Genomic DNA, 24,965 nt, shown 5'->3' with positions numbered 1-24,965 from the left:
CGCCGCGGCGCCGGTAGTCCAGGTTCGAACGAAGTGGGCGCGGCGCGCGGCATCGGCCGTACGTCCGGTCAGCGGCGCGCCAGCGGGTGGACGTCGATGAACTCGGTGCCGATCTCGCGCATCCGCTCGACCGCGTGGCGTGGATCGATCAACGCTTCGGGAGTGTGGATGCCGGGCGCGACGGCGTGTCCGCGCAACCCGAGCAAACGCTCGACGCCCAGGGCGATGCCGAGCGCGGTCAACGGCCGCTGCCCCGCCGGATGGACCAGGTAGCGGCTCGTCCGCGCCGGATCGCCCGCCTCATCGGCTCCTTCGATATCGATCCGAACCTCGAACGAAGCGGATCCGCCGCGGCGGCGGCCCGCGGACTCCCCTACCGCCAGGTCGAAGCGAACGTCGTGCGCGCCCGTCGCGAACGCGATACTCGGCACGTCGAGGATGGCGACGGTCTGCCCGGGTACTTCGACACCGTCGACGCCGAGCACATCGGCTCGCGCGTCGGCAGCCGCCACCCAGGTGAACACGCCGTCACGCCGTACCAATCCCGCCGAAGTGGCGACCGACAGCCGCTCCAGATCGGCTATCGCCGCGGGTCCGCCCGCGTCCGTTTCGTCCAGCACGGCGCCGATCCGGACAGCGTCGACTCGATCGAACCGCTCGGCCGTCTCCATCGTCGCGAGTACGACAAGACCGGCGAAACAGTGACTGGCCACCAGAACGGGCGCGGCGTCCGCGCGCTGCGCGCCCGCGACGACCTCCGGCGTGATCTCCACCAGACCGTTGGAGATGCTCAGATACGGCAATCCGCGGTCCTGCGCGAAGCGCAGCCCGGACAACTTGCGGTCCCACAGCGCCGCGACCACCGCCGAATAGCCGTGACCGGCCGCGAGACCGAGGTCCGGTCGCTCCAAATCAATGGTCACCGCCGACGCCGCGCCCAACTCGTCGGCCACGTGTCGGGCGCGAGCGAGGTCGCGGCCGGCGATGGTCAGGGGCAGCGTGGGGTGCCACCGCCGCAACTGGGCGGCAGCTCCGGCGCCCGCCTGTCCCGAACCGCCCAGGATCAGCACCGAATCCGGCCGTACCGACATATGTTCCGCTCCTTCATCTACCTACATTTTGTATATACATTCTGTAGATACAATTTGTAGCTAAACTGGGCCGACAACGCAAGGGAGGATCGATGGCCACCACGTCGCCTCGCCTGTCCAAGCAGGCCAGACGCGAGCAATTGCTGGAGACCGCACTGTCGGTCGTGCGGGCTCACGGCGCCGACGCCCTGACCCTGGTGACGCTCGCGGAGGCGGCCGGAGTGACCAGACCGGTTGTGTACGACCACTTCGGCACCCGCTCCGGGTTGCTGCTCGCCCTCTATCGGCGGCTCGACGAACGGCAGCGCGCCGCGTCGGAACAGGCGTTGCGCGCTGCCGGACCCACCGCGGCGGACGTCGCCCGCGTCGCCAGTGCCGTCTACTTCGACTGTGCCGCCGACATGCCGGAACTCACGGCGATTTCCGCCGCGCTGAAGGGAAATCCGGACATGGAGGCGACCCATCGCGAGATGTACGACAGCTATACCGATCTGATGGCCGCCGCACTCCAGCCACACTCGCCGCTGCCCCCTGAGTCGCTGCGGTTGCGCTGCGTCGGCATCCTGGGCGCGGCCGAGGCCATCGCGACCGAACTGAACCACGGCCGGACGACCACCGCCGACGCGATCACCGCACTCACCGACATGATCCTGGGCAGTCTGGAGTCCCACCCGGCACTCGGCAACCCCTGACAACTTCCCAGGTATTGCATGATCACCAGTTCACGGAAACATCCGTCGACGTCACCGAAGACCGGCTGCACTTCGCATTGGAAGACTCGACCTCGACCAGAATCGATAGAGGCTCGCTTCCGAGGTCGGGATCGTTATGGAACCTCGGTGAATCCAGGAGGACAGGCTACGGCCGAAAACCGTAGTACCGCCGCACCATTCGCTCGTATACCCGGCTCGGGAGAAACCTGCGGGCCCAGAAGGACAAGCGGACGTCACGGCCGCACAGGTAGGTCTGCCGTGGCCGGCTCGCGGCCAGGATCATCGCGACCTTGCGGGCCACCGCGGAGGCGGGCTGTCCCGCGGCCAGGTAACCGCGTACGAGGTTCAGCACGGCGGCACGATCGTGGTCGTAGGCGGGGATCGGCCTCGACACCGGGACCGCCGTGTCGACGATCGGGGTGACGGTCCACCCCGGGATGAGCACCGACACCTGGATGCCCGCCCCGGCGGCCTCCATGCGCGCGGCTTCGCCGATCCGCTCCACCGCGGCCTTCGTGGCCGAGTACCAGCCGCCGTAGGGTTCGGCGACAGCGCCCGCGCCGGAACTGACGACGATCACGCGGCCCGCGCCTCGCGCGCGCAGCAACGGCAGCGCTGCGCGCAGCACACGGTGCGTGCCGAGGACGTTGGTGTCGTAGAGCGCCGCGGCCTCGGCGGGTGTGGTCTCCTCCACCGCGCCGACGACGCCGTATGCCGCGAACGTGACCACCGCCTGGATGCTGCCGTGCCTGGCATGCACGTCGCGAACCCAGCCGTTCACCGCCTCCTCGTCGCGCACGTCGACCCGAGCGATTCCGGGCGCGGCGGCCCGGTCACATCCTTCGACCGTGTACCCCAGCGCCGCCAGGTGTTCCATGGTGGCTGCGCCCATGCCGTTGGCGGCGCCGGTGACGAGCACGACCGTCACGCGGCACACACCTTCAGCACTCGCGGCAGGACCTCCAACCGCGCCGACTCCACCATCGTGATCTCGCCGTCCAGTTCCAGCGGCGCCGGTCGATCCGGCCGCAGTTCCACGACCGAATCCCGGTGGCACACCGCCAGCCGCGACCGCCGGAACCGGCCCGCGTACAGTCCCGCGACCAGGCCGAGCGTCCGAAGCCTTCCCGCCTCGGCCCAGATATTCACGTCGAACCGGCCGTCGGCGGGGGTCACCGCCGTGTCGTAGCGCATACCGCCCGCGAAGTGGACGCTCTTGAGCACACCGATATTGGTGATCGGGGACGCGTGGCTCCAGTCGCCGCCCCGCACCACGACCGGCAGCGGCCGATGGGTGGCGATGGTGGCCAGCGCGGTAGCGATGATGGCGGCCTCCACACTGCGCGACTTGAGCAGGCCCACCACCCCGCTGGCCTGATTGAACGAACGATTGCCCGCGGCGACCAGTCCCATGCTGGCGTTGAGCAGGAAGTAGCGCACCGCACGCGTGCCGTCGGTCAGCAGCACGCAAGCTTTGCCCACGTCGAGGAGTTCGGCACGGCCGGCGTCGATCCGCACCGGGACGGCTCCGATACGCCCGCTGTCGGCCACCGGTTTGTGGAAGTCGTTCGAGCTGCCCAGTCCCACCGCGCCCAGCGCGGTGCCGGGGGCACGCGGGCGGTCGGTGGCCGGGTCCATGAGCGCGTTCAGCACCAGGTTCACCATGCCGTCGCCGCCCGCGGCGACCAGGACAGACGGCGGTTCCGGCCGGGTGACGGCCGCGCGCACGAGGCCGGTGGCGCGCCGGGCGTCGGCGGGCAGTTCGACCGACAGGTGCGGGTGACGGGCGCGCAGCGCGGACTCCACCGGCTCCCAGCGTCGCAGCGCCGCGCCCGCGTTCGCTCGCGGGTTCAGGACGACGAGCACGAATCCTCCTCGATGCCGAGCCATCGGCGTAGTGCGCGGTGATCTCCTGTCGTGACCAGTCCGGTGCGGGCCACGGCCGGCGGGATGCCGGTGGAGCGAGCGTCGATCAGGAAGACCGGAATGCCCAGTTGCGCGGCGGGACCGTCGTGGGCCGGGTCGTTGCCGACCATGACGCAGTCCGCTGCGGCCGCGCCGAGCTGGTCGAGCAGTTCGCGATAGAACTCGAGCCGCGGCTTCGCGCGGTGCATGGTGTCACCGCTGGTGACGTAGGCGAACGAGGTGAGATCGAATCCGCCCCAGCGAATTCTGGCGTCCACCGTGCTGCGCGGCCACAACGGGTTGGTCGCGACCACTTGCCGCGCACCCGCCTCCACCAGCTCGCGCACCGTCGCCACCGCCGCGGGGCGCGGCAGGAAACATGCGCGCAGCCGGGTGAATTCCACCTCGGCGAGCCTGGCCAGGCGGTCCGCGACGACGTCACGGCCGGTGCCGAGTCGCTCGGCGAGCAGCCGCACCAGCAGTTCGGTGTTGGTGTGGTCGCCGTCGTTGGCGCGCACATCATCCAGCGTGCGGCGCAGCAGCGGCAGGAAGCGGTGCGGTGGCAGCAGATCACGGAACGCCCAAGCCGCGCCCGCGGGCATCAACGTCGCGAACGTGCGCCGCCGCTGCCCGATCAATGTGCCGTCCAGATCCCACAGCACGGTCGGTCGTGGCCTCATTCCTGGCTGTCCAGTACGGCTTGTAGGTCCGCTCTGGTCAACCCGAGACGAGCGGCGTAGTCGTCGATGCCCGGTGGCCGCGCACCGCCGAGCCCGGTGCGGGACCGGAGGTCCCCGGCGTATGCCGCGCCGAGGTCGTAGACGGTCTTGGCCAGTGCGGCGGGGAACAACCACCGGCCGAGGTCACGCTGGAATACCCGGGTCAGGCGGTAGGGCGCGATCAGCCGAGCGCCGACGGCGGCCAGAACGCCCGGGTCGCGCAGCGAACTCATCCGGGCCGCCTCCGCCCCCGGGACCAGCAGCAGCCCGGACCACAGCCGTCCGAAGCCGTCCCATTTCTCCCGCGCGTCGGCGGTCATATTGAATTCCGTGTAGGCCTTCTCGATGCGGGAGGTGTGCGTGGAACGGCTGCGCAGCAGCGTGTGCACCTCGGCGATCTTGCGCGCGGTGTCGGCGCGGGTGAATCTGTCCACGCGCGGCGCGATCCGCTCCAGCAGCGCTGCGAAGTCGGGATTCGGCGCCAACCGGTGTGCGAGGGCGAGGGCGTGGAACATCAGGCTCTCACTACCCGCCGCCGTGATCTGGGCGGCGAGCAGGTCGTAGTCCAGGCCGGGGCCCGCATATCGGGCCAGGTTCCAGATATCGCCGAGTTCGCGTACGCCGGTCTTGTAGTAGGGCAGGTGGATACCCAGATGGTGCAGGTTGTCCTCGTGCGCCATCGCCCACGCCGGTACGCCGTGGAAGTCGACGGCCCGCACGCGTTTCCATATCGCGGTGTAGTCGACCGTGTAGGGCGCCAGCGGCGTGATGAGTCCCCAGTGCGTGCCCACCACGAGCGCGCCGTCGCGCGAGACGAACGACGGCAGGTGGTGGGATCGCTCGGCCCGCACCTTGGGCGCCTTGCCAAGCAGCTCCGAAGTCGCGAAGAGCCCGAGCTCACGGTAGATCTCGACGGCCGTGTCGACCTGGCCCGGCTCCAACAGGATGTCCAGGTCGTTCATACGTTTGTAGTGCGGGTCGCGGTAGATCTCGGTGGCGAAGAGCATGCCCTTGAGCACCACGCAACGCACGCCGCGTTCGTCGAACCGCCGCAACAGCTCCACCGCCCCCGACAGGCGGCGGTCGTTCGCGGTCGCGATCCGCGCGGTCACGGCGTCGAATCGCACTCGGACCGGCGGCGGCACGAGGTCGTACACCTCCGCGGCGATGAGCGAGCGCCGCACCAGCGGGACGGTGGCGTTGAGCCGCGCCAGCTCGAAGAAGGCCGCCCAATCGGTGACCCGGCCGGCCAGTTCGACGAGTTCGGCGCGCTCTGCTCCGGTGGGTGTGGCCAGCGCGGCGTGCACCAGCAGCCGTTCGGCGTCCGTCCCGCCCGCGGCGATCACGGTGTCGGTCATGTCAAGCGATCCCTTCTTGTTCGGGATGGAAGCCGATGCGGCGCGCGACGGTGTCGATGCGGTCCAGTGCGCGGTCGAGATGGTCGCGAGTGAGCGTGGCCATCATGCTGATCCGCAGGCGTTGCTGGTCGCGAGGCACGGCGGGGAACTCGACGCCGTTGACGAACACACCCTCCCGGTGCAGGGCGGTGACCACGTCGGCGACGGCGAACCGCGGTGGGACCAGGATCGGGATGATCGCGGTCTGCGGATCGACGGCGAAACCCATCGCGCGCAGCCCGCGCACGAAGTATCCGACGTTGTCGTGCAGTCGCGCCACGCGTTCGGGATGCGCGGCCAGGAACTCGATGCCGGCGAGCACCGCCGCGACGACCGACGGTGCGAGCGCGGCGGAGAACATGTAGGAGCGGGCGAAGAAGCGCAGGGTGTCCACCAGGTCCCGCGAGCCGGCGACGAAGCCGCCGGTGCCCGCGAAGACCTTCGAGAACGTGCCCATGGTCAGCTCCACCGATCCCGGACCGAGCCCGAAATGCTCGGCGGTACCGTGCCCCCGCGCGCCGAGCACTCCGGTGCCGTGCGCGTCGTCGACCGCCAGCCACGCACCGAACGCGTCGCACAGCGCGCGGATCTCCGGCAGCGGTGCGATGTCACCGTCCATCGAGTACACGCCCTCGACGGCCACGACCACGTTCGCCCCCGGGTTCCGCCAGCGGATCTGCATCAGCCGGTGGCGCAGATGGCGCAGATCGTTGTGCGCGAAGGCCATCGAGCGCACCCGGCCGAGCTGGATGCCGTCGTACAGGCTGGCATGGTTCTGTTCGTCGTAGAGCAGCACGTCGCCCTTGCGCAGCAGACCGGTCACCCAGCCGACGTTGGCCGCGTATCCCGAGGAGAAGACCATGGCCGACTCGCAGCCCTTCAGTTCGGCCAGCCGTTCCTCGAGCCGCCGGTGCAGGGTCGTGGTGCCGTTGAGCAACGGCGGGCCGCCATGCCCCACCCCGTATTCGCGTATGGCGGCGATGGCCGCCTCCACGATGCTCGGTTCGTTGCCCAGGCCGAGGTAGTTGTTGGACCCGAGCATGATCAATTCGTCGGTCGCGCCGGTCGCCGGATCGCCCACCGGGACAACCGCGCCGGACGGCCCGGTCACTTCCCGCAACACGAAACCGCTGCCGCGAGCATGCTGGGCGTAGGGCCGGAACTCCGCGAAACGCTGGTCGAACGTGTGCGCCGCGGGGTCCAGATAGTGCTCCAGGCTGAAGTTCTCGCCGTGGGCCGGATCGGGTGCGGTCACGGTCGTCGCTCCTGCTCGAGAGTCACGGTGCCCGCGCGGCCGTCCAGCACCAGGAGGTCACCGTCTCCGATCAGGCCGGTGACTCCGGGAACGCCGACGACGGTGGGGATGCCGAGTTCGCGTCCGATGATGGCGGTGTGGGAAAGCAGGCTGCCCCGTTCGCTGACCAGCCCGCCCGCGGCGACCATGAGGAACACCCAGCCCGGGTCGGTGGTCGCGGCCACCAGAATCTGCCCGTCGATCGCGACGTCCGGATCCGGGGTGCGCAGCACCAGTGCGGGCGCCTCGACGCGCCCTGGGGCACAGCCGATTCCGTGCAGTACGCGTGCTCCTTCGGCGGCGTCCCCGGCCGGTTGCTCCAGCGCCGGATCGCCGATATCCGCCGCGGCGATCCCGGTCGTGACGATGCGGGAGGGCAGGCGTTGCGCCTGCCAGCGTTCGTAATCCGCCTTGCGCAGGGCGACGGTGCGTGTGGTGTCGGTGTCCACCGCCGTTCCGCGGGTGAGTGCCGCGATCTCCTCGTAGGTGAGCCAGAAGACGTCGCGCGGATCGCCCAGCAGGCCGTCGGCGTGCAGTCGCCTGCCGTACTCCCGGAACACCCGCTTCAGCAGACCGAAGGCTCGGCTGCGGCCCAGCCGCATGTTCTCGCGCTGCTTCACGTGTTCACGGGCCAGCCGCAGCGCGAGCCGGAAAAGCCACCGCCGCACGCGTGCACCGGCGAACAGGTCGGCCGCCGTCCGCTCGGCCGCACGACGGATCGCCTGCTCACGCGCGATCATGTCGTCGGCGTTCTGCCCGCCGCGCAGGTAGTTCCGCAGCATGGGCACCAGTCGTTCGGGGTGCTCGCCGAGCGGATCGGTCTCCAACTTGAGTTCGTCCACGGTCCGGTCGCCGAACTCGGCGATGTGACGCAGGCACGCCGCGCGGAAGGTCGCGAACCGGTCTTCGGACAGGGCGGTCCACACCTGCTGTGCGGTGGCGGGGCCGTCGAACAGCGTGCGCAATGCCGAGTCGGCGCGTACCCGCGCGGTCAGTGCGAGTGCCGAGCGCACCGGATCGACGCTGTCGACACCGTCTTCGCCACAGAACAACTCGTTGCGCAGGGTGAGCGCCTCGTCCTCGGCGAGGCCGGCCCGTCGCAACTGCAGGCCGACCACATGGAACATCTGCTGGGCGAGGAAATCGTTGAAGATCTGCACCGAGTACGCGGGCACGAGTTCATCGAAGAAACGCTCGGTCCACGCCAGCAACGCGTGCGCGTCGCGTTCGCGTTCCGGCGCGTTCTCCTCCAGCCTCCGTTCGAGGTCCTCGGTGGCCGCCGCCAGCGCCGTGAAGAACGCGCGCAACCGCCGGGGCAGACGTAGCCGGCCGAGCAGGATGATCGCGAACACCCGCAGGCGGAGCGCGATCGCGCGCAGCCGGGCGATGCCACGGGCCGGCACGGGCGGCCGCTGGTATCGGTTCTCGATATCGAGCGCAGCTTCCCATCCTTCGATGGCGAAATCCATGCCGGGGATCTCGAGGAACAGGCGATACCAGTTGCTGATGTTGTAGTAGATCCGGCCGCGCGCGGTGCCGACCAGATACGGATACAGATCGGCGGCGTTGCGGTCGATGATCCGGGTGGTGGCGCCGAAATCGCGGTGACACGTGCGGAACACCCGCTCATAGGCGGCGCGCAGGACCGAGAACGTCAGCGGGCTCGACAACCCGGGATACGACTCGGCGACGTTGACGTTGTCGAAGACGGTCTCGCGCGCCCCGGTCGCGGTGACCGGTCTGGCCTGCAGGAGGTGCAATCGCCCGTCGGGCGTGTAGGCGAACTCGACATCCTGCGGCGCGCCGAAGTGGTCGGCGAGCGCGCCCGCTACTTCGGCCAACTCGCGAATCTCCGCGTCGGACAGCGCCGCCACCGTCACCGGGTCGCCGAGTTCTTCTACGGTGGTGCCCGCTGCGTGCCGCGCGGCCACCACGCGACTGCGTTTCTCGGCGACCACCCGCGAGGTGATGGCGCCGGTGGCGCGGTCGACGAAATAGGTATCGCAGTCCACCGTGCCCGCCACCACGCCTTCACCCAATCCGAGCGCGGCCGCGACCACCGCTTCGGAGGGGTCACCGCTGCGCGGATTGCAGCTGAACACCACTCCCGAGACGGCGCTGTCGAGCAGGACCTGCACCACCACGGCGCAGGCGACCGGCGCGTCGTCGAGACCGCGGCGCGCGCGGTAGAACAGCGCGCGCTCCGACCAGTTGGACGCGAGTACCGTCCCGATCGCGGCGGGCAGCTCGGATGCCGCTACGTTCAGCACGGTGTCGAGCTGTCCGGCGAAGGAGTCGGTCGCCGAATCCTCGCCGCGCACCGACGATCGCACGGCGAAGCGCACCTCGCCCGCTGCGACCGGACCGTCGGCGGCCAATTCCGCGACCACGGCCTCGAGTTCGGCGGCGATGTCTGCGGGCAGCGGTCGCCCCTCGACGAGAGTGCGGATCCTGGACGAGACGGACCGCAAGGTGGCCGGATCGTCCGGATCGAGCCCGGCGAGCATGGCCGCGACGGCGTCGGCGGACGGGGCGAGCAGCCGCGCGCACGTGTCGGTGCCGAGCACGGCGAACGGCGGCACTCGATATCCGGCGGCCTGCAGTCCGGCGAGGTTGGCGGCCTTGGCTCCGGCGTGCGCGGCGGCCGCCGGGTCCGTCGCGAGGGTTTCGGCGCGCAGTATCGCGCCGGCGGTGGCACTGGTCATCGTGCGGCCTCCTGTCTGGTCCGGGTCACCGGGATGGCGCGCTCGCGCCGGGTCAACCGGACCAGGACCGGGTCGGGGGTGTTGGAGATCTCGGGGTGCTCGCGCACCCGCATCCCGTTCACCAGTTCGATGTCGTAGCGCGACAGCACCATCGCCAGACCCACCCGGATCTCGATCAGCGCCAGCTGCCGGCCGACGCACAGATGCGCGCCCCATCCGAAGGGGAAATACCGGAACGGCGGGCGCGCCCGGATCCGCTCCTTGGTGAACCGGTCCGGATCGAAAGTCAGCGGCGCGTCCCAGAACCCGGGTAGCCGATGGTTGACGAACGGGCTGATCACGACGATCGCGCCGGGTCGCAGGTCGAACCGGTCGAAATGGTCCGGCTCGACCGCGGTGCGGCTGAACGCCCAGGCCGGAGGATGCAGGCGCATCGCCTCATCGATCACGCGGCCGGTGTATTCCAGCCGGGGCAGCGCGGCGCGCACGGCGTCCGGGTGGTCCGGCGCCTCCGGCAGCGCGTCGATCTCCGCGCGCAGCCGGTCCAGCACCGCGGGATTGCGGCCCAGTTCGTAGATCGTCCAGGCCAGCGCCGCTCCGGTGGTCTCGTGACCGGCGAGCAGGAAGGTCAGCACTTCGTGCCGCAGTTGCTCGTCGTCCATCGCGTGTCCCGTGTCGTCGCGGGCGGTGAGCAGCCGGGCGAGCAGCGAGTCGGCGCCGCTGATCTGCCGGTGCCTGCCGATCACCTCGTCCACCACGCGATGCAGCCGTTGGCGCACTGCCCGCAGCCGCCGGTTACCCGGAGTGGGCAGTCGCGGCGGCAACTGGATCGGCGCGGCCATGTGCCGCATGACCCACGAAACGCCTTGACGCACATCGTCCTCGATCTGTGGAAGCACGCCGTCGAGGTCCGCGCCGAGTACCGCGCGGCATACGACGTCGGCGGCGAAGCCCATCAGCTCGGGTACCAGGTCGAATACCGCGCCGTCGGCGGCGCGAGCGTCCAAGCGGGTACGCATCCGCTGCCCGCACTCCACCATGAGCGGGATCTCGGTCTCGACATGACGGCGCGCGAAAGCCGGATTGATCAGGGCACGCTGGCGTTTCCACAGTTCGCCGCCGCTGGTCAGCAGCCCAGGCCCGAGCAGGTGGTTCAGGCTTCGATAGCTGATGCCCTTCGCGTAGCGCCCCGCACGGGTGACCAGCACCTGCTCGATGTGCTCGGGTTCGACCAGCAGGTGCACGTGCTGGTGGGCCAGCCGCAGCCGGACGCTGCCGTAGTGGAGCGCGGACTCGTAGAACAGGCCGAGCGGGTCGGCCCGGTAGCGGGCGTAGACGCCCAGCGGATGCCGGGCGGCCGGACCGTCGAGGCGGCGCATGGTCGCCGTCGAAAGTGTCATCGCGTCAGGCCTTCCCCGCGTGCGGCGCCGACCAGTTCGTCGGCGTCGAGTAGTCGCCGGGCCGCGGTGCGCTGAACCTTCCCGCTGGTGGTCTTCGGGATGCTGCGCGGCGCGACGATCCGCACGCCGGCGGCCAGCACCCCAGTGCGTTTGCTCACCGCGGCCCGTACCGCACGGGCCAGTGTGTCGTGCTCCGCTTGTGCCACCGCGGATTCGACGATCAGGTGCAGCTCTTCCGAGCCACCGCCCGTCTCGGGTCGTCCCACCGCGACCACGCCGCCCGGCCGTACTCCCGGCACCTGCTCGGCGGCGACCTCGAAGTCGGTGGGCAGATAGTTCGCGCCGCGGATGATGATCAGGTCTTTGCGCCGGCCGGTGATCCGCAACCGGCCGTTCCGCAGGTACCCGACGTCCCCGGTGTCCCACCAGCCCTCCGACCGGGTGGCGGCGGTGGCTTCGGGCAGCCGGAAGTATCCCGGCGTGGTGGACGGTCCACGGAATTGCACCCGGCCGATCGAATCCGCGCCGCACGGCGTCCCCTCCTCGTCCACCACGCGGACTTCGGTGCCCGCCACGGGCGCACCGCAGTCGACGATGGCCAGCGCGTCGCCGTCGTCGGCCGGGACATCCACCGCGACGCCGTCTTCGGCCAGTCCGCGGCGGGAGACCGAGTCGAACGCGATCGGCGCGCGCGGAGCGGCCACCGTCACCGCGAGCGACGCCTCGGCCAGCCCGTAGCACGGCACGAGCGCGTCGGAGGGCAGCCCCCAGGCGCCGAACCGGTCGACGAACTGCCGCACCGTGGGCGGATGGATCGGTTCGGCGCCGCAGAACAGGAACCGCCATGCGGACAGATCCACTCCGTCCAGGTCGCTGTCGGCGATGCGCGCGGCGGCGTAGCCGTAGGCGAAGTTCGGTGCTGCGGTGAGAGTTCCGCGATGCTCGTGCACGGCGCGCAGCCAATCGGCCGGGTGGCGCAGGAACCGGTTCGGCGGGATCAGCACCGCGTCGATGCCGCGGAACAGCGGCGTGAGGAACCCACCGATCAGGCCCATGTCGTGGTGCAGCGGCAGCCAGCCGACCCAGGTGTCGCCGGGTCCGATCGCGGCGGCGCGGGCGATCTGCTCGCAGTTGGCGGCCAGATTCGCGTGGGTGACCTGCACGCCCTTCGGCGTGCCCGTCGAGCCGGAGGTGGCTTGGATGAACGCGACATCGTCCGATGCGGGCAGGCGCGGCGCGAGCGCGGGAGCCCCTGAGGTGTGCGCCAGCGCGTGCAGTGCCGAGGCGTCGATCGCCGCCACCGATGCGGGCACGGGCAACGTGGCGAGCACCGCCGGAGTGCTCACCACGGCCGTCGGGTCCAGATAGGCCAGCAGCCGGGCGAACCGATCCAGAAAGATCTCGGCGGCCCCGAAGCCACCCGGGGTGGCGATGGCGGTGGGCACCGCGCCGAGCAGCAGCGCACCGAAGAAGACCGTGACGAATTCCGCCGACGTGGGCAGGCACAGCAACACGCGATCGCCCCGGCGCACGCCGTCGGCGGCCAGGCCCGCCGCGGCGCGGCACGCGGCGCTCGCAAGCTCGTCATGCCGCCGGTGGATCTCGTCGCCGTGCCCGGCGGCGGCGCGTTCGGGCAGGATGACCGTCGATGCCGCCGCCGCGCCGCGTTCGCCGCCGGACAGCAGCGCGTGCACGATGCTCGGGTGGTGCGGCCGCAGTGGCCCTGGTGGTGTGGTCATGCCTGATCCTCGACGTAGCGCACGATCGTGGCGACCGTGGTCAGCCGGGCGGCGTCGTCCTCCGGAATGCTCACGGAGAAGGCGTGTTCCAGCTGAAGGGTGAGTTCGATGGCGGTGGGCGAGTCGAGTCCGTAGTCGATCAGCGGCGCCGCCGGGTCGAGGTCGGCCGCGGGCACCCACAGCACCTCCCCGACGATCGCGCGGACCCGCGCTTCCAGATCCGCCGAGCCGATGTCGTCGCGCGTGCTCATCCGAGCAACTTCCCTTCCGTCACGCAGGCGCGCACCGATTCCGCGAGGTCGACGTCGTCGCCGGTCTCGATGCGGTGGAATACCACCTCCGGAAACGCGGTCGCGAGGGTCTCGCGCACCTGCTCGTAGCCCGCGCGCAGCGCGGTCAGCCGCTCGGCGGTCTCATGGGCCTCGACGGGCCCGCGCCCCGACCGCTGCACACAGCGTGCCGCCGCCTGCTCGGGCGGCGCGTCGAGCCACAGCACCGTGTCCGGCAGCGTGGTGCGGAATCGTTCGGCGAAACCGGATACCGCTGCGGCGATGTCGCGACCGACCAGTTCCGCGATCTCCGACAGCAGCAGCCACGGGTCCGGCGAACTGCCCAGCCGGGCCGCCTGGGCGTGCTGCCAGGCCAGGATGTCGGCGAACGTGCCCGGTCGATGCCGATCGAGCACCGCCGCGATCTCGTCCTGCCGCTCGCGGCAGCGCCCGTCGGTGCCCGCCAGCGCCACGTACAACGGGCCGTAGACGAGCAGTTCGATCAGCGGATGCCGTTCGCACACCAGCACATCCGGCGCCCAGGTGCGCAGGAAGTGTTGTTCCACCGGCCCGAACAGGGTCATCTGCAGGTACATGGCGGTGGCCTTCATCGCCACGTCACCGATCTCGTCACAGCCGACGCTGAACGCCCTGAGCTGCCGGGACAGGTCGGCGAGCGGAACGTCGCGGGTGTCGTGGAAGTCGGGGCAGGTCATCGACGCGAAGCCACCGGCGTCGGTCCGCACCGCCAGCGCGCGGAGCGCGGCCAGCACCGAGGATTTCCCCGCGCCGTCGATGCCGACCAGGGCCACCCGGCGGGTATGCGAGCCGCTCATCGGTCGTCCTCGCGCAACTGGGTGAGCACGGCACCGGTGATCTCGGCCTGCGCCGCCGTGCCGTCGAGCCGGATCCAGCCCAGCTCGTCCGACAGCGCGTCCAGCGCCTCGTGGCTGCGCTGCTGGAAGGCCAGGAACGATTCCTCGTCGCCGTAGCCGCTCTCGTAGTCGCTGCGCAATCGTTTGCGGCTCAGGGCGTCCTGCGGCCGCACCGCGAGGTAGAACGTGCGGTCGGGTTCCGGGAAGCCCGCCGCCAGGCTGCGCAGAACGGCCGGGTCGCCACCGTGGGCGACCTCGGTGGCGTAGTACTTGTACCAGTACGCGTTCGCGAGCACGATATCCGCGCCGCGTTCGGCCGCCAGGTCCAGCGACAGCTGCATGGCGTGGAACAGGAAGTGCGCTCGGCTGAGCGGGGTCAGCAACTGGAGGTAACCGTAGATCTCGGCGGGGCTTCCCCAGGGGAGTTTCGAGGAGGCCTTCGGGTCGAGGAAGGCGTCCCAGATCGTCACCGCGGCGACGCTGTGGCCCTGCGCCTCGAATTCGGCGGCGATCCTCGCCACCTGGGTGGTCTTCCCCGAGCCGTCACCGCCGGCGAGGCAGATCAGGCGTTTACGTGCGGTCAGTGTTGTTTCCTTTCCGGAGCCGCGACTCACGCGGGGTGAGGCGGCAGGATCTGCCGTCGCGGATATCTCGCGACGGACCGGGGGTGGCGGTGAGTCCTGCTCCGGCGGCTCGGCAGTGGTGCTGTCGGCTCGCCGGTGATCCGCGGAGGGTTCGTTCGCCGCGGGGGCCTCGACGGAATCCGCGTCCAGGATCCGAACCACTCCCGCGCTTCCGTCGATTCGGATCCGCTGACCCGATCGCACGGCGCTCGTCGCTCCCGCTACGTTCAGCACGGCGGGAATGCCGTACTCGCGCCCGATCACGGCGGCGTGCGACAGCATGCCGCCCACCTCGGTCACCACACCCGCCACCAAGCCCAGCGCGGGAGTCCATCCCGGGTCGGTGAAACGCGTGACGAGGATGTCGCCGTCGCGCAACTGGTCGATGTCGGTGAGCGCGGTGATCACCCGCGCCGTTCCCTCGGCGATACCGGGACTGCATCCGAGACCGGACAGGTCGCCGTCGGCGACGGCACGCACCGCCGCCACGGTCACCCCGCCACCGAGTTCGTGCGGCGGCGTGAGATCGCGATACCCCTCGTACATCGCCCGTCGGTAGGCGATCACGGGCGCGAGGGCCGTGGCGTCCGCGCGGCCCGCGACCAGGTCGGTGAGCTCATGGATGGTCAGCTGGAACGCGTCGTCGGCGTGCTCGAGCGCACCGGTGGCGGTCAGACGGGCACCCGCCTCCACCACGTAGGCGCGCACGACGGCGTAACACTGCGACGAGAATTCCCGCATCCGCTCCCGGGCGACGAGATAGCGGCGCATCCGCTCGATCTGCTTGTCCAGCGCCTTGGCATACCGCACCCGGGTCGTGGGCCGGGCACGAACGCGGGTTCGTAGCGCGGCCGATTCGGACTCGTAGCGCTTGCGCTGCTCCACCAGTGTGGCCGCAGGGTCGGCCGGCGCGGTGCCGTGTTCGAGCATCACCGCGATCATCGACCGAACCCGTCCCGGCTCCTCCGACCAGCGCGGGCAGGTGAGGTCGAGTTCGGCGTCGGCATGGAAGCCCTGCTCGGCGAGGAAAGCCGCGAGCGCCTCGTCCCACTCCGGACCGTCCAGCCCGGACTGCGTTGCCACCCGGTGTAATTCGACGATGCCGTGTTGCAGCGCCATGTGGCTGATCTCGGCGAGGCCACCCATCAGGTCGAGGGCGGAGCTGGACGCGCCGGTGGCCGCGTCGATCTTGTCCAGCAGCTGTTTGAAGTCGGTCTGCACGCTCGAGTTGTGATAGATCGTCGTGAAGTAGGTGCGTTCGGTCGCGGCGTGCAGGGTGAGCAGGCAGTCGGCGAGATCGGCGGCGAAGGTCGCCTCGTCGGTGTGCGGCAGCGCGCGCACCCGCTCGCGCCACGCCGCGTACTTGGCCGGCCAGCTCGCGGCGAACGTGTCGACGGCGGTGAGCTGTTCGCGGTAGCTGCGCTGCACCGCCAGCGCGACCGGCAGCGCCCGGGCGATGGTCAGCGGCGTGTTCGCGGTGCGGATCGGCCCCTCCGGGCCGTATTCGTTGAGGACGCCCAGATCGTCGTCGAAGTGCTGCTCGTCGAAGCCGGGTATGCGCTGGAAGCACTTCTTCACCGCGCTCACGTTCCAGTAGGCCCGGCCGTAATACATCGCCATCCAGTCCGGCTCCTCGCCCGGCCGGGCCAGCCCCAATCCCTCGAAGAACCGCTGCATCGAGTACTGGAAGGCGTTGTCGTACAACGAGAACATCATGGGTGTGCACACGCGGGCCGAGACGCCGCCGTCGCGCAGGTCCGCATCGGAGAACTGGTCGATGTCGGTGCGCCAGCTGATCGCGGTGACCGCACGGGACTGCAGCAGCCACAATCCGCCGTCGCCATCGATCGCCCATTCGATGTCCTGCGGCCGATGCCTGCGTGCCTGCACCGCCAGCAGCAGCGCGGCGAGCGCCTCGGTGTCTGCGCCGTCGAGCCTGACGTCCTCGTCGCCCGCCTCGCGCGCCACCACACCGCCGTCCGACAGCCGCAGCGTGTAGCGAGTCGGGGTCACCTGCCCGGAGACCAGACGCTCCCCCACGCCGTGGCAGGCCTCCAGCACCGCGTGCTCCTCGATGCCGGTGAGCGCATCGATGCTGAATCCGACGCCCGCGCAGCGCGCCTCCACCATCCGCTGCACCAAGACGGCCACGGTCGCCTCGGTGTCGGCCATGCCGCGGCGGGACAGATACGCCCGCACGCGTTCGTTGCGTACCGAGCCGCGGCACCGCTCGATGTGCGTCCGCAGCGCCGCCGCGTCCGCGATGTCCAGGTAGGACTCGTACTGGCCCGCGAAGCTGGCGTCGTCGAGATCCTCGAGAACGCCGCTGGAGCGCACGGCCACCGGGAACCCGCCGATCGCCCGCACCCAGCCGGATAGATCGTCGTCGCCGACGCCGGTCAGGTCCAGATCGGCAGCCACGACGAAACCGGGCGGGACGGCGAATCCGTCGGTCAGCAGTTCGTGCAGGGTGGCGGCTTTGCCGCCCGCCCGAGTGGGCGCGAAGTCGGCCGCGCCCAGGAACATCGGTGCGGACGCGGTCGTCGGAGTGATCACGGTGGTGGCTCCTGTCGGCAGTAGGACCGGGCGCAGGTCGTGGCGAGCGGCCAGACTCCGCGCCGCGCGGACGCCCCCCACGGTGAGCGCGCCGTAGGACGGGCTCGCGGTACGCGGTTCGAAGCCGAGCAGCAGCGTCTCGGCCATGCACGCGTAGACGATTCCGGCGGGCAACCCGGTTTCGGGCAGGGACGGGGTCTGGCCCAGCGGCAGCGCCATGCGGCCGCCGTCGACCAGGGTGAGGTGCGGCTGCGCGGCGACCGCCGGGTCCACATCGCCCGGTACGGCCAGATCGCAGATCAGCACCGGGTGGCGCGTGGCGAGATGCCGCGCGGTGATCAGCGGCTCCGCGGAGTTGGTGGCGGTCACGACCACCCGGCAGTCCCGCAGTGCGGCCAGATCCTCGCTCACGACCACCTCGCCGGGGAGTCCGGCGGCTACGCGGCGCAAGCGCGCCCCGGCGCCCGACCTGCCCACCAGGACCAGCGAATCGGCCAGCGGGGCAAGCAGTTCGGCCATGACGGCGCCGATGTTGCCGAGTGCGCCGAGAATGCCGACTCGCCGCTGCCCCGGCGGCAGTGCGGCCAGCTCGGCGCCGAGCACCTCGTAGGCGCAGGCCGCGGTGAGCGAATTGCCGGAGGTGACCGTGACGGTGTCCTCCGCCACCTCGCGAGCGGCGTCGGTGACGATCGAGGTGTAGCCGCCCAGCCCGATCACCGTGGCTCCGGCCGCGATCGCCTGTTCCACCGCGTGCCAGACCAGTTCCCGCACGTAGGTCCGCTCGCCGGCACGCTGATGCGCGACGATCTGTCCGGCCGTCAGCGGCAGCGCGAACACCATCATCTCGACCTCGGCGCCGGTGGGTGAGGAGATCGTCCGTCTGGTCAACTCGAAGGGATCCGCCACGGGGCGCAGACGTTCGAGCAAGGCGGCGAGCTCGGCGTCGGTCCACGCTGCCAGCTCGGGGGCCAATCGGCGCAGGTCCGCCGTCTCGGGCAGGTTCGCCAGGAACGCCACCCTGGTCGGTGCGTGCGGGTCCCGCGCGGGTGGCGTGTCGGCGCGCCGGGGCAGCGGAGCCCGATCCGTCACCGTGGTCTTCGTGGTGACCGGAGCGGCCAGGTGCGCCAGCAGGACGTCGTACCGGCCGCGGTGCAGCAACGCCGCGATGTCGTCCAACGCGGTCGCCAGCCGCGCCATGTCGGCTTCGGTGACGAACGCCGACGGCTGGACGCGCAGGGTGGTCGGCGCCGAGAGAGTGGGCAACATGCGGATCGCGTGCCGGTGCAGCAGGTATCCGGCCACCACGTAGCCGAACATGTCGGGCGCGCAGATCTCGCGTAGCAGTGCCGATCGCGGCTCCGGCGCCCGCAGCTCGACCCCCTGTAGGAGCCCGCGCCCGCGCACCGCCACGATCTCGCGCGGCCAGCGGCGGGCCACCTCGTCCAGATGCGCCCGCAACCGCGCTCCCGCGTCGCTGATCCGGAGCTGGTTGTCGCGCAACAGGTCCAGTGCCGTGTCCGCGACCGTCGCCGACAGCTCGTCGTCGGCGAAGGTCGAGGTGTGGTAGCGACCGAATTCGGCGACGGCGTGCGCACGGTCCACCAGCAGCGCGGCGATCTTCACCAGTCCGCCGCCGAGTGATTTCGACATCAGGTAGTAGTCCGCGCGCACACCCGACGGCGCCGACGCCAGGAAGGTGCCGGTCCGGCCCATGCCGCACTGGATCTCGTCGAAGATCAGCGCCGCGGCATGCCGATCGGCGAGTTCCCGGAGGGCGTGCAGGGTATCGGGGGGAACTTCCCGCACGCCGCCTTCACCCTGGACGGGCTCGGCGAACACCGCCGCGACGGGCGACAGCTGCCGCCAGGTGCGCACGGGCGCGCCGTCGGGACCGAGGTCGATGACACCTACGGTGCACAGCTCGTCCGCGAACGCGCCGGCCACCTCGTCCGGCGCCCAGCTGTCGAGCCGCAGTCGCGGCGGTCCGGGCACCACCAGGTCGGCCGGGGTATCGGCCTGTTCGGTGAGCGCGAAGGCACCAGCGCTCTTTCCGTGGAACGCGCCCGCGAGGGAGACGAACACCGGGCCGCGCTCCCGCAACCGCGCGATCCGGTCCAACGATTCGGTGAGCACGGCCGCGGCGGGCCGCGCTTCGGCGTCCCCGGCGGGCGCGGACGGGCGCACGTCGTGCAAGTCGTCGCGACGGAGCCGGCGCAGCGTCCGCCGCAGCTCGGCGTCCAGTGCGGACAGGGCGCGCGCGTGCGCGACAGCCGCGTGCCGGATCGCCGCCTCCACCGCGTCGGCTCCGGTGGAACCGAAGGTCACCACGTACTCCCGGCCGGTGCACGCACCGACCGACTCGGACAGCCGCCGCGCCAACCGCGCGGCGCCGGGCCGGACACTCCCCTGCGCCACGAAGGGCACCTGCTGGTTCAGCGTCGCGGTCGCGGCCCGTACCAGCGCCGGATGATTGTGACCGAAGAGCGCGGCGCCGAAACCGCCGACGAGATCCAGCACCCGGGTGCCGTCCGCGCGGAGGAGATGGTCACCGTCCGCAGCGGTGTACAGCACGTCGAGGTGACAGGCTCGCAGCAATGCGGCCAGCCCGGGCCGGTTGTACTCGGCGAAGTCACCGAACGGGTCGGATCCCGTGGGCGGCGACTGTTCCCGCCACCCGGCACGCGCGGTCATGCCCGCGCCTCGGCCCGGGTGTGCCGGGTACGGCTCGTCTTCGCCGTCACGCAGGCGATCACCTCGCGTGCGGTGTGCAGCGTCGCCGCCTCCTCGTCGGAGATCTCGATGCCGAACTCCCGCTCGAGTTCGATCACCAACTCCACCGACCGCACCGAGTCCAAGCCATAATCCAGCAATGGTGTGTCCGGCTCTATTTCGACCGCGTGCAGACCGCGTGAGAACATCGTGAGAACTCGTTCGGCCACAGCATCGAATTCATTCATTCAGGGCCTCCTCCACCGCGCGACGAACCTTTCCACCGGCGCGGAACTTGCCTGCCGATCGACGCCGACCCGGCCGTTTCGAACCGGATACGCACAGTTCAGAGCAGGCTTTATAACCTGCCGAGTCCGCGTTCACTCATCCTCCGATATTCGCGAACGGGACCGTCCGATCTCGCTGTCCCGCCTTGCGCGTGCGGCGTGCCACGACACCGCCCCGCGTTCTCACATCTGTACACGCGCCCTATGCGAGCTGCAATTCCGAAGGGCTTGCCCAGCACCATGTTTCACCGGAAGGCAATTTTTCGGCTAATTTTCTGCCGTATGTTTCCGGAAACAAAGCCGCAGACCGCGGAAAGTACGTCGGGAAACGTGCCGTCTGAGACGATTTGACAGAAGACATATGCGGCGAATCCCCCTCAGCCGCCACCGTGCTGCACCACAAATGCCTCCGCGCCGGAACGGCGCTGTTCATGCGGCATTAATCCAGTGGCCAAGCGACGATAAATACCAACCCATCGGTATTTATCTCGCACACTTCCCCTACCGCATCCCGACCAGAATATGAAGTCACGTAACGGCGTTTTTACGCTGTGCGGCAACGTATTTCAGCCATCCGAAGACCAGCTAACTCCTGGACCGCCACCGGGATGTGACGCCTCTCATTACCAGTCGGTAGTATGCGTAAATGCTGTGACCGACCACAATCGGCCTCAGCGGGCTCCAGGGCGATTCCTCTGCATGCACGAACCCCCTTTCGGCAGTCGGCTGAACACGCTTCGCGTCAACGGTGACGACCTTCGCGGCGCATCGCAGATCCCGCCTCTCACGTGCTGCGGCGCTCGAGATGCTGATCGGCCGCGCGCCGGTGCGCGTCGGACCCGCTCGACGAACCGGACAGGAACGTCGACGAGGTGATCCGACGTCGGGAGGTGCAGCCACCCGGGAAGGCGACCGGCGGCGGCTGCGGTGTATCCGACCCGAGAACGATGCGGCGGCGCCCGGCCGCAGTCCCGTCGGGGCGGTATTCGCTACCCGAACCCGACAGAAGTGGAGCGCGAGCTCACCAGACGTCGAGCAGCGGGCTCCCGTGCTCGGACATCGCCCAGCGGCGCGTGGCGCGTACGAGCTTGCCCGGATTGGCCTGGGTGTGGACGGCCGCGATGCCGTCGGTCGTCACCTCCAGGGAGATGACACCGACGACCCGATCGCCGACCACGATCACCAGGGCGGGGACGCCGTTGGCCACCGCGGCGAACAGAGCGGCGCGACCGCCGATCATCTCCCACTTGGCTACGGTCGGCTCGAACAGGCGGCGCAAGAATCTCGCCACCCGCAGCGCACCCGTGATCGGCTCCGGCAGCGAGAAGACCACACCGCCACCGTCACCCGCGCTGATCGCATCGTCGGTCAGCAGCCGCACCAACGAGTCGGTGTTGCCGCTCAGGGCGGCGGCGAGGAACTCGTCGACGATCTTGCGGGCGACGGCCTCGTCGACCTCCACGCGCGTCCGGTCGCCGGCCATGTGCTGCTTGGCACGCCGGTAGATCTGCTGGCAATTGGCCTCGGTGACTTCGAGGACTTCGGCGATCTCACCGTGCGAGTAACCGAACGCCTCGCGGAGCACGTACACGACGCGTTCCCGGGCAGACAGCCGCTCCATCAGCGTGAGCATCGCGATCGAGACCGATTCGCGCTGCTCGACGGTGTCGGCCGGACCGAGCATCCGGTCGCCGGCGAAGACCGGCTCGGGCAGCCACTGGCCCACGTACGCTTCCCGCCGCGCCCGTGCCGAGGTGAGTTGATTGAGGCAGATGTTCGTGAGCACCTTCGTCAGCCACGCCTCGGGCGTCTCGACGAACTCGCGGTCGGCGGCCTGCCAGCGCAGGAACGTGTCCTGCACCGCGTCTTCGGCATCGCTCGCCGAACCCAGCAGGCGGTACGCGATCGCCTCCAATCGCGCCCTGGAGTTCTCGAACACCTCGACCTCACGGTCACCAACCAACATTCCTCGAAGTTAATTGCTGCGCGCTGCCGCCGCGAACGGCCACACCGCCGAACAGATGCGCATACGCGCCGCACGCTGCCCCGACTGCCTCTTTTCGCAGGACAAACGGCTGCTCCCCCTTAGTTCGGGCGTTGGACAGATGGCACACAAGAGCTGTGATGCAGGTCATATCCAGGGAGTGTCACGTTCTCCTGGGCTGCCCTGTCCCATAGCCGACCCCACGAACAAGCCTCACAAGGAGCGAGCGATGAACACCACCCCTACCCACGAGATCCTCGTCCTCGGCGCGGGCTACACCGGCCTCATCGCCACGGCCCGGCTGGCCCGCTACACCCGCAAGCTGAACACTCGCATCACCCTCGTGAACCCCTCGCCCCGCTTCACCGAGCGACTGCGCATGCACCAGGTCGCCGCGGGCCAGGAACTGACCGACTTCCGGATCCCGGACCTGCTGAAGGGCACCGGCGTGGAATTCCACCAGGCGACGGCCACCACCATCGACACCGACGACCGCATCGTCACCCTCGACGACGGCTCGGTGCTCCACTACGACTCGCTGGTCTACGCCCTCGGCAGCACCACCGACACGAGCAGAGTCCCCGGCGCGGCGGATCACGCGTGGACCCTCGACGACCCCCGGCTGGCGCATCGCTTCTCGCAGCGGCTGCACGACATCGCCGCCGTCGGCGGTACGGTCACCGTCTGCGGTGGCGGGCTCACCGGTATCGAGGCGGCCGCCGAGATAGCCGAGGCGCATCCGGGCCTGACCGTCCGCCTGGTCAGTGCAGCAGAACTCGGCGGCATGATGGGCGAGAAGGCCCGCGCCTACCTCAACCGAGCCTTGGACCGACTGGGAGTGGTGCGTACGGTCGGGGTCGAGGTCACGAAGGTGTTGCCCGACGCGGTGCGGCTGGATACCGGCGAACTCGTTTCCTCGGACCTGATCCTCTGGACCACCGGCGTGCGGGTGTCGCCGCTCGCCGCACAGGCCGGAATCGCCACCGACGCGAGAGGACTGATCCTCACCGACACCACCCTGCGCTCGGTGTCGCACCCGGAGATCCACGCCGTCGGAGACGCCGCCTCGGTGCGGCAGGCATGGGGGCAGCTGCACGGCACCTGCCAGAGCGGCGTGGTCACCGCCGACTACACCGCCACCGTCATCGCCCGGCTGCTGCGCGGGAAGACAGTGAAGCCGCTGCGTTTCGGCTACTTCCATCAGCCAGTGAGCCTGGGCCGCAAGGACGCGGTCATCCAGTTCACCAATGCCGATGACACCCCGAACCGGTGGCACCTCGTGGGCAAGGCCGCGGTCATCTACAAGGAGCAGGTCAGCAGCACCCCGCCGATGGCCGCCAAGCTGAGCCGCTACGTGAAACTCCCCGTGCAGCTGTCGAAGGGCGGCCGCGCAACCCGGAAGAACGCATGATGCTCCGCAGTCCGGGGCCGAGGAACCGACAGGTCTCTCGGCTACTGGACGCCGGGTCCACCGACCGCTAGGGATGTCACATGCAGGATCGCAAACCCGACCAGCAGGCCCCGGCACCCGCGCCGCGCGACGCGACGAGCGACCCGTTCGTCGAGCATCGCCGACTGCTGTTCGGCACCGCGTATCACATGCTGGGCAGCGTTGCCGACGCCGAGGACATCCTGCAGGACGCTTGGTTGAAATGGCATGCGATAGACCAGGCTTCGGTGGAGCACCCCAAGTCCTACCTGGTGCGCACCGTCACCAACCTCGCCCTGAACCGTCTCACATCCGCCCGGGCCACCCGCGAAACCTATATCGGACCGTGGCTGCCCGAACCGCTGATCACCGCACCGAACGCCGCTGAGGAGACCGAAATGGCCGACACGGTGTCGACGGCGATGCTGGTCGTCCTCGAAACCCTCAACCCCACCGAGCGAGCCGTATTCGTGCTGCGCGAGGTCTTCGGCTACACCTGCGCCGAGATCGGCGGCTTCCTCGATCGCCCCGAGGCCACCGTACGCCAGATCTCGCACCGCGCCCGCTCGCACATGCAGGCCCGCCGCCCCCGCTTCGCAACGGACGAGGCCGCCCGCCAAGAGATCACCGAAAGGTTCATGGCCGCCTGTCACGGCGGCGACCTCAACGCCCTCATGGAACTGCTCGCCCCGGAAGTGACGCTGTGGAATGACGGCGGCGGCATCGTCACCGCCGCGCGCCGTCCGCTGCACGGCCCCGACCATGTGGCGCGCTGGCTGCTCGGCGTCATGGCGAAACCGGTCTCCGCGGGCATCCGCTTCGAATCCGCGGTCGTCAACGGCGAATTGAGCATTGTCGGCCTGATCGGCGACTACCCTGTCGGCGTACTCACCTACGACATTCACGCGGACCACATCGAGAACATCCGCTTCCAGGTCAATCCGCGGAAGTTGGGCGGTATCCGGGCGGTCGGCGACGCCACCTGAGCACCGCACGCTCACGCGCCCACCTGCGGCCGCGTGTCAGCCCTGGCAGGGTCGCGAATCGTCAGTGCGAGAAAACCCGTTCGATCATGGCGACCACCTATGCGGGGTTGTCGACCCGCACGACCAGTCGCGCGTAGCGTTCGTCGGTCAACTCGATGACCACGGCTTTGTCGGGGTCACGGACATCCCAGAACACGCGCTCGCCATCGACGTGGAAGGTTCCGGCGGTGATCTCACCGGGCAGATGGGCACCGGCGCTCGGATGCCCTTACGTTCTTCGATGA

At 69.8% G+C, this 24,965-nt stretch carries 17 protein-coding genes; 3 read left to right on the top strand and 14 right to left on the bottom strand.

Going from position 1 to position 24,965, the window contains the following annotated elements; translation table 11 throughout:
* Positions 1-68: 68 nt before the first annotated feature.
* Entirely contained in the window at positions 69-1,091 is a 1,023-nt protein-coding gene (locus GVY64_RS32430; RefSeq protein ID WP_159849804.1) for a saccharopine dehydrogenase, read from the bottom strand.
* Between the two features lie 92 nt (positions 1,092-1,183).
* Between GVY64_RS32430 and GVY64_RS32425 the strand changes: the two genes are divergently transcribed.
* Complete coding sequence (locus GVY64_RS32425) at positions 1,184-1,783, top strand: TetR/AcrR family transcriptional regulator (protein WP_159849802.1); 600 nt, start codon at positions 1,184-1,186, stop codon at positions 1,781-1,783.
* A gap of 166 nt (positions 1,784-1,949) precedes the next feature.
* Here the strand turns inward: GVY64_RS32425 and GVY64_RS32420 are convergent, their stop codons facing one another.
* From GVY64_RS32420 to sigJ, 13 genes are all read right to left on the bottom strand, one after another.
* Positions 1,950-2,732 (bottom strand): SDR family NAD(P)-dependent oxidoreductase, encoded by a 783-nt coding sequence (locus GVY64_RS32420; RefSeq protein ID WP_159849800.1) that lies wholly within the window; start codon positions 2,730-2,732, stop codon positions 1,950-1,952.
* Positions 2,729-3,670, bottom strand: coding sequence for a diacylglycerol/lipid kinase family protein (locus GVY64_RS32415; RefSeq protein WP_159849798.1), 942 nt, complete (start codon positions 3,668-3,670; stop codon positions 2,729-2,731). Before GVY64_RS32415 ends, GVY64_RS32420 begins: the two co-directional genes overlap by 4 nt.
* Entirely contained in the window at positions 3,655-4,389 is a 735-nt protein-coding gene (locus GVY64_RS32410; protein ID WP_159849796.1) for an HAD family hydrolase, read from the bottom strand. The genes GVY64_RS32415 and GVY64_RS32410 overlap by 16 nt, the downstream gene beginning before the upstream one ends.
* Positions 4,386-5,786, bottom strand: a complete 1,401-nt coding sequence (locus GVY64_RS32405) for a nucleotidyltransferase domain-containing protein (protein ID WP_159849794.1) — start codon at positions 5,784-5,786, stop codon at positions 4,386-4,388. Before GVY64_RS32405 ends, GVY64_RS32410 begins: the two co-directional genes overlap by 4 nt.
* Position 5,787: 1 nt before the next feature.
* The gene (locus tag GVY64_RS32400; protein ID WP_159849792.1) at positions 5,788-7,080 is read right to left on the bottom strand and encodes an aminotransferase class I/II-fold pyridoxal phosphate-dependent enzyme; all 1,293 of its coding nucleotides are present in this window, start codon (positions 7,078-7,080) and stop codon (positions 5,788-5,790) included.
* Positions 7,077-9,824 (bottom strand): PEP/pyruvate-binding domain-containing protein, encoded by a 2,748-nt coding sequence (locus GVY64_RS32395; protein WP_159849790.1) that lies wholly within the window; start codon positions 9,822-9,824, stop codon positions 7,077-7,079. The genes GVY64_RS32400 and GVY64_RS32395 overlap by 4 nt, the downstream gene beginning before the upstream one ends.
* Positions 9,821-11,224 (bottom strand): cytochrome P450, encoded by a 1,404-nt coding sequence (locus GVY64_RS32390; protein WP_159849788.1) that lies wholly within the window; start codon positions 11,222-11,224, stop codon positions 9,821-9,823. The genes GVY64_RS32395 and GVY64_RS32390 overlap by 4 nt, the downstream gene beginning before the upstream one ends.
* Positions 11,221-12,963: a fatty acyl-AMP ligase gene (locus GVY64_RS32385; protein ID WP_159849778.1), complete on the bottom strand. Its 1,743-nt coding sequence runs from the start codon at positions 12,961-12,963 to the stop codon at positions 11,221-11,223. Before GVY64_RS32385 ends, GVY64_RS32390 begins: the two co-directional genes overlap by 4 nt.
* The gene (locus GVY64_RS32380) at positions 12,960-13,214 is read right to left on the bottom strand and encodes an acyl carrier protein (RefSeq protein ID WP_159849776.1); all 255 of its coding nucleotides are present in this window, start codon (positions 13,212-13,214) and stop codon (positions 12,960-12,962) included. The genes GVY64_RS32385 and GVY64_RS32380 overlap by 4 nt, the downstream gene beginning before the upstream one ends.
* On the bottom strand, positions 13,211-14,068 hold the full coding sequence (locus GVY64_RS32375; RefSeq protein ID WP_159849774.1) for a hypothetical protein: 858 nt from the start codon (positions 14,066-14,068) through the stop codon (positions 13,211-13,213). Before GVY64_RS32375 ends, GVY64_RS32380 begins: the two co-directional genes overlap by 4 nt.
* Positions 14,065-19,977 (bottom strand): aminotransferase class III-fold pyridoxal phosphate-dependent enzyme, encoded by a 5,913-nt coding sequence (locus GVY64_RS32370; protein ID WP_159849772.1) that lies wholly within the window; start codon positions 19,975-19,977, stop codon positions 14,065-14,067. Before GVY64_RS32370 ends, GVY64_RS32375 begins: the two co-directional genes overlap by 4 nt.
* Positions 19,974-20,243, bottom strand: coding sequence for an acyl carrier protein (locus GVY64_RS32365; RefSeq protein WP_159849770.1), 270 nt, complete (start codon positions 20,241-20,243; stop codon positions 19,974-19,976). The genes GVY64_RS32370 and GVY64_RS32365 overlap by 4 nt, the downstream gene beginning before the upstream one ends.
* A 1,060-nt stretch (positions 20,244-21,303) precedes the next feature.
* Positions 21,304-22,248: an RNA polymerase sigma factor SigJ gene (gene sigJ / locus GVY64_RS32360; RefSeq protein WP_159849769.1), complete on the bottom strand. Its 945-nt coding sequence runs from the start codon at positions 22,246-22,248 to the stop codon at positions 21,304-21,306.
* Positions 22,249-22,495: 247 nt separating this feature from the next.
* Here sigJ and GVY64_RS32355 point away from each other — a divergent pair, with 247 nt between their 5' ends.
* Positions 22,496-23,677 (top strand): NAD(P)/FAD-dependent oxidoreductase, encoded by a 1,182-nt coding sequence (locus GVY64_RS32355; RefSeq protein WP_159849767.1) that lies wholly within the window; start codon positions 22,496-22,498, stop codon positions 23,675-23,677.
* Positions 23,678-23,757: 80 nt separating this feature from the next.
* Positions 23,758-24,681 carry an RNA polymerase sigma-70 factor gene (locus tag GVY64_RS32350; RefSeq protein WP_159849765.1) on the top strand — a complete coding sequence of 308 codons (924 nt, stop codon included), beginning with the start codon at positions 23,758-23,760 and terminating at the stop codon, positions 24,679-24,681.
* The last annotated feature ends 284 nt before the right edge of the window (positions 24,682-24,965 follow it).

The sequence above is a fragment of the Nocardia sp. CY41 genome (assembly GCF_009829325.1).
GTDB lineage: Bacteria > Actinomycetota > Actinomycetes > Mycobacteriales > Mycobacteriaceae > Nocardia.
This window is presented reverse-complemented; position numbering and strand designations above follow the sequence as displayed.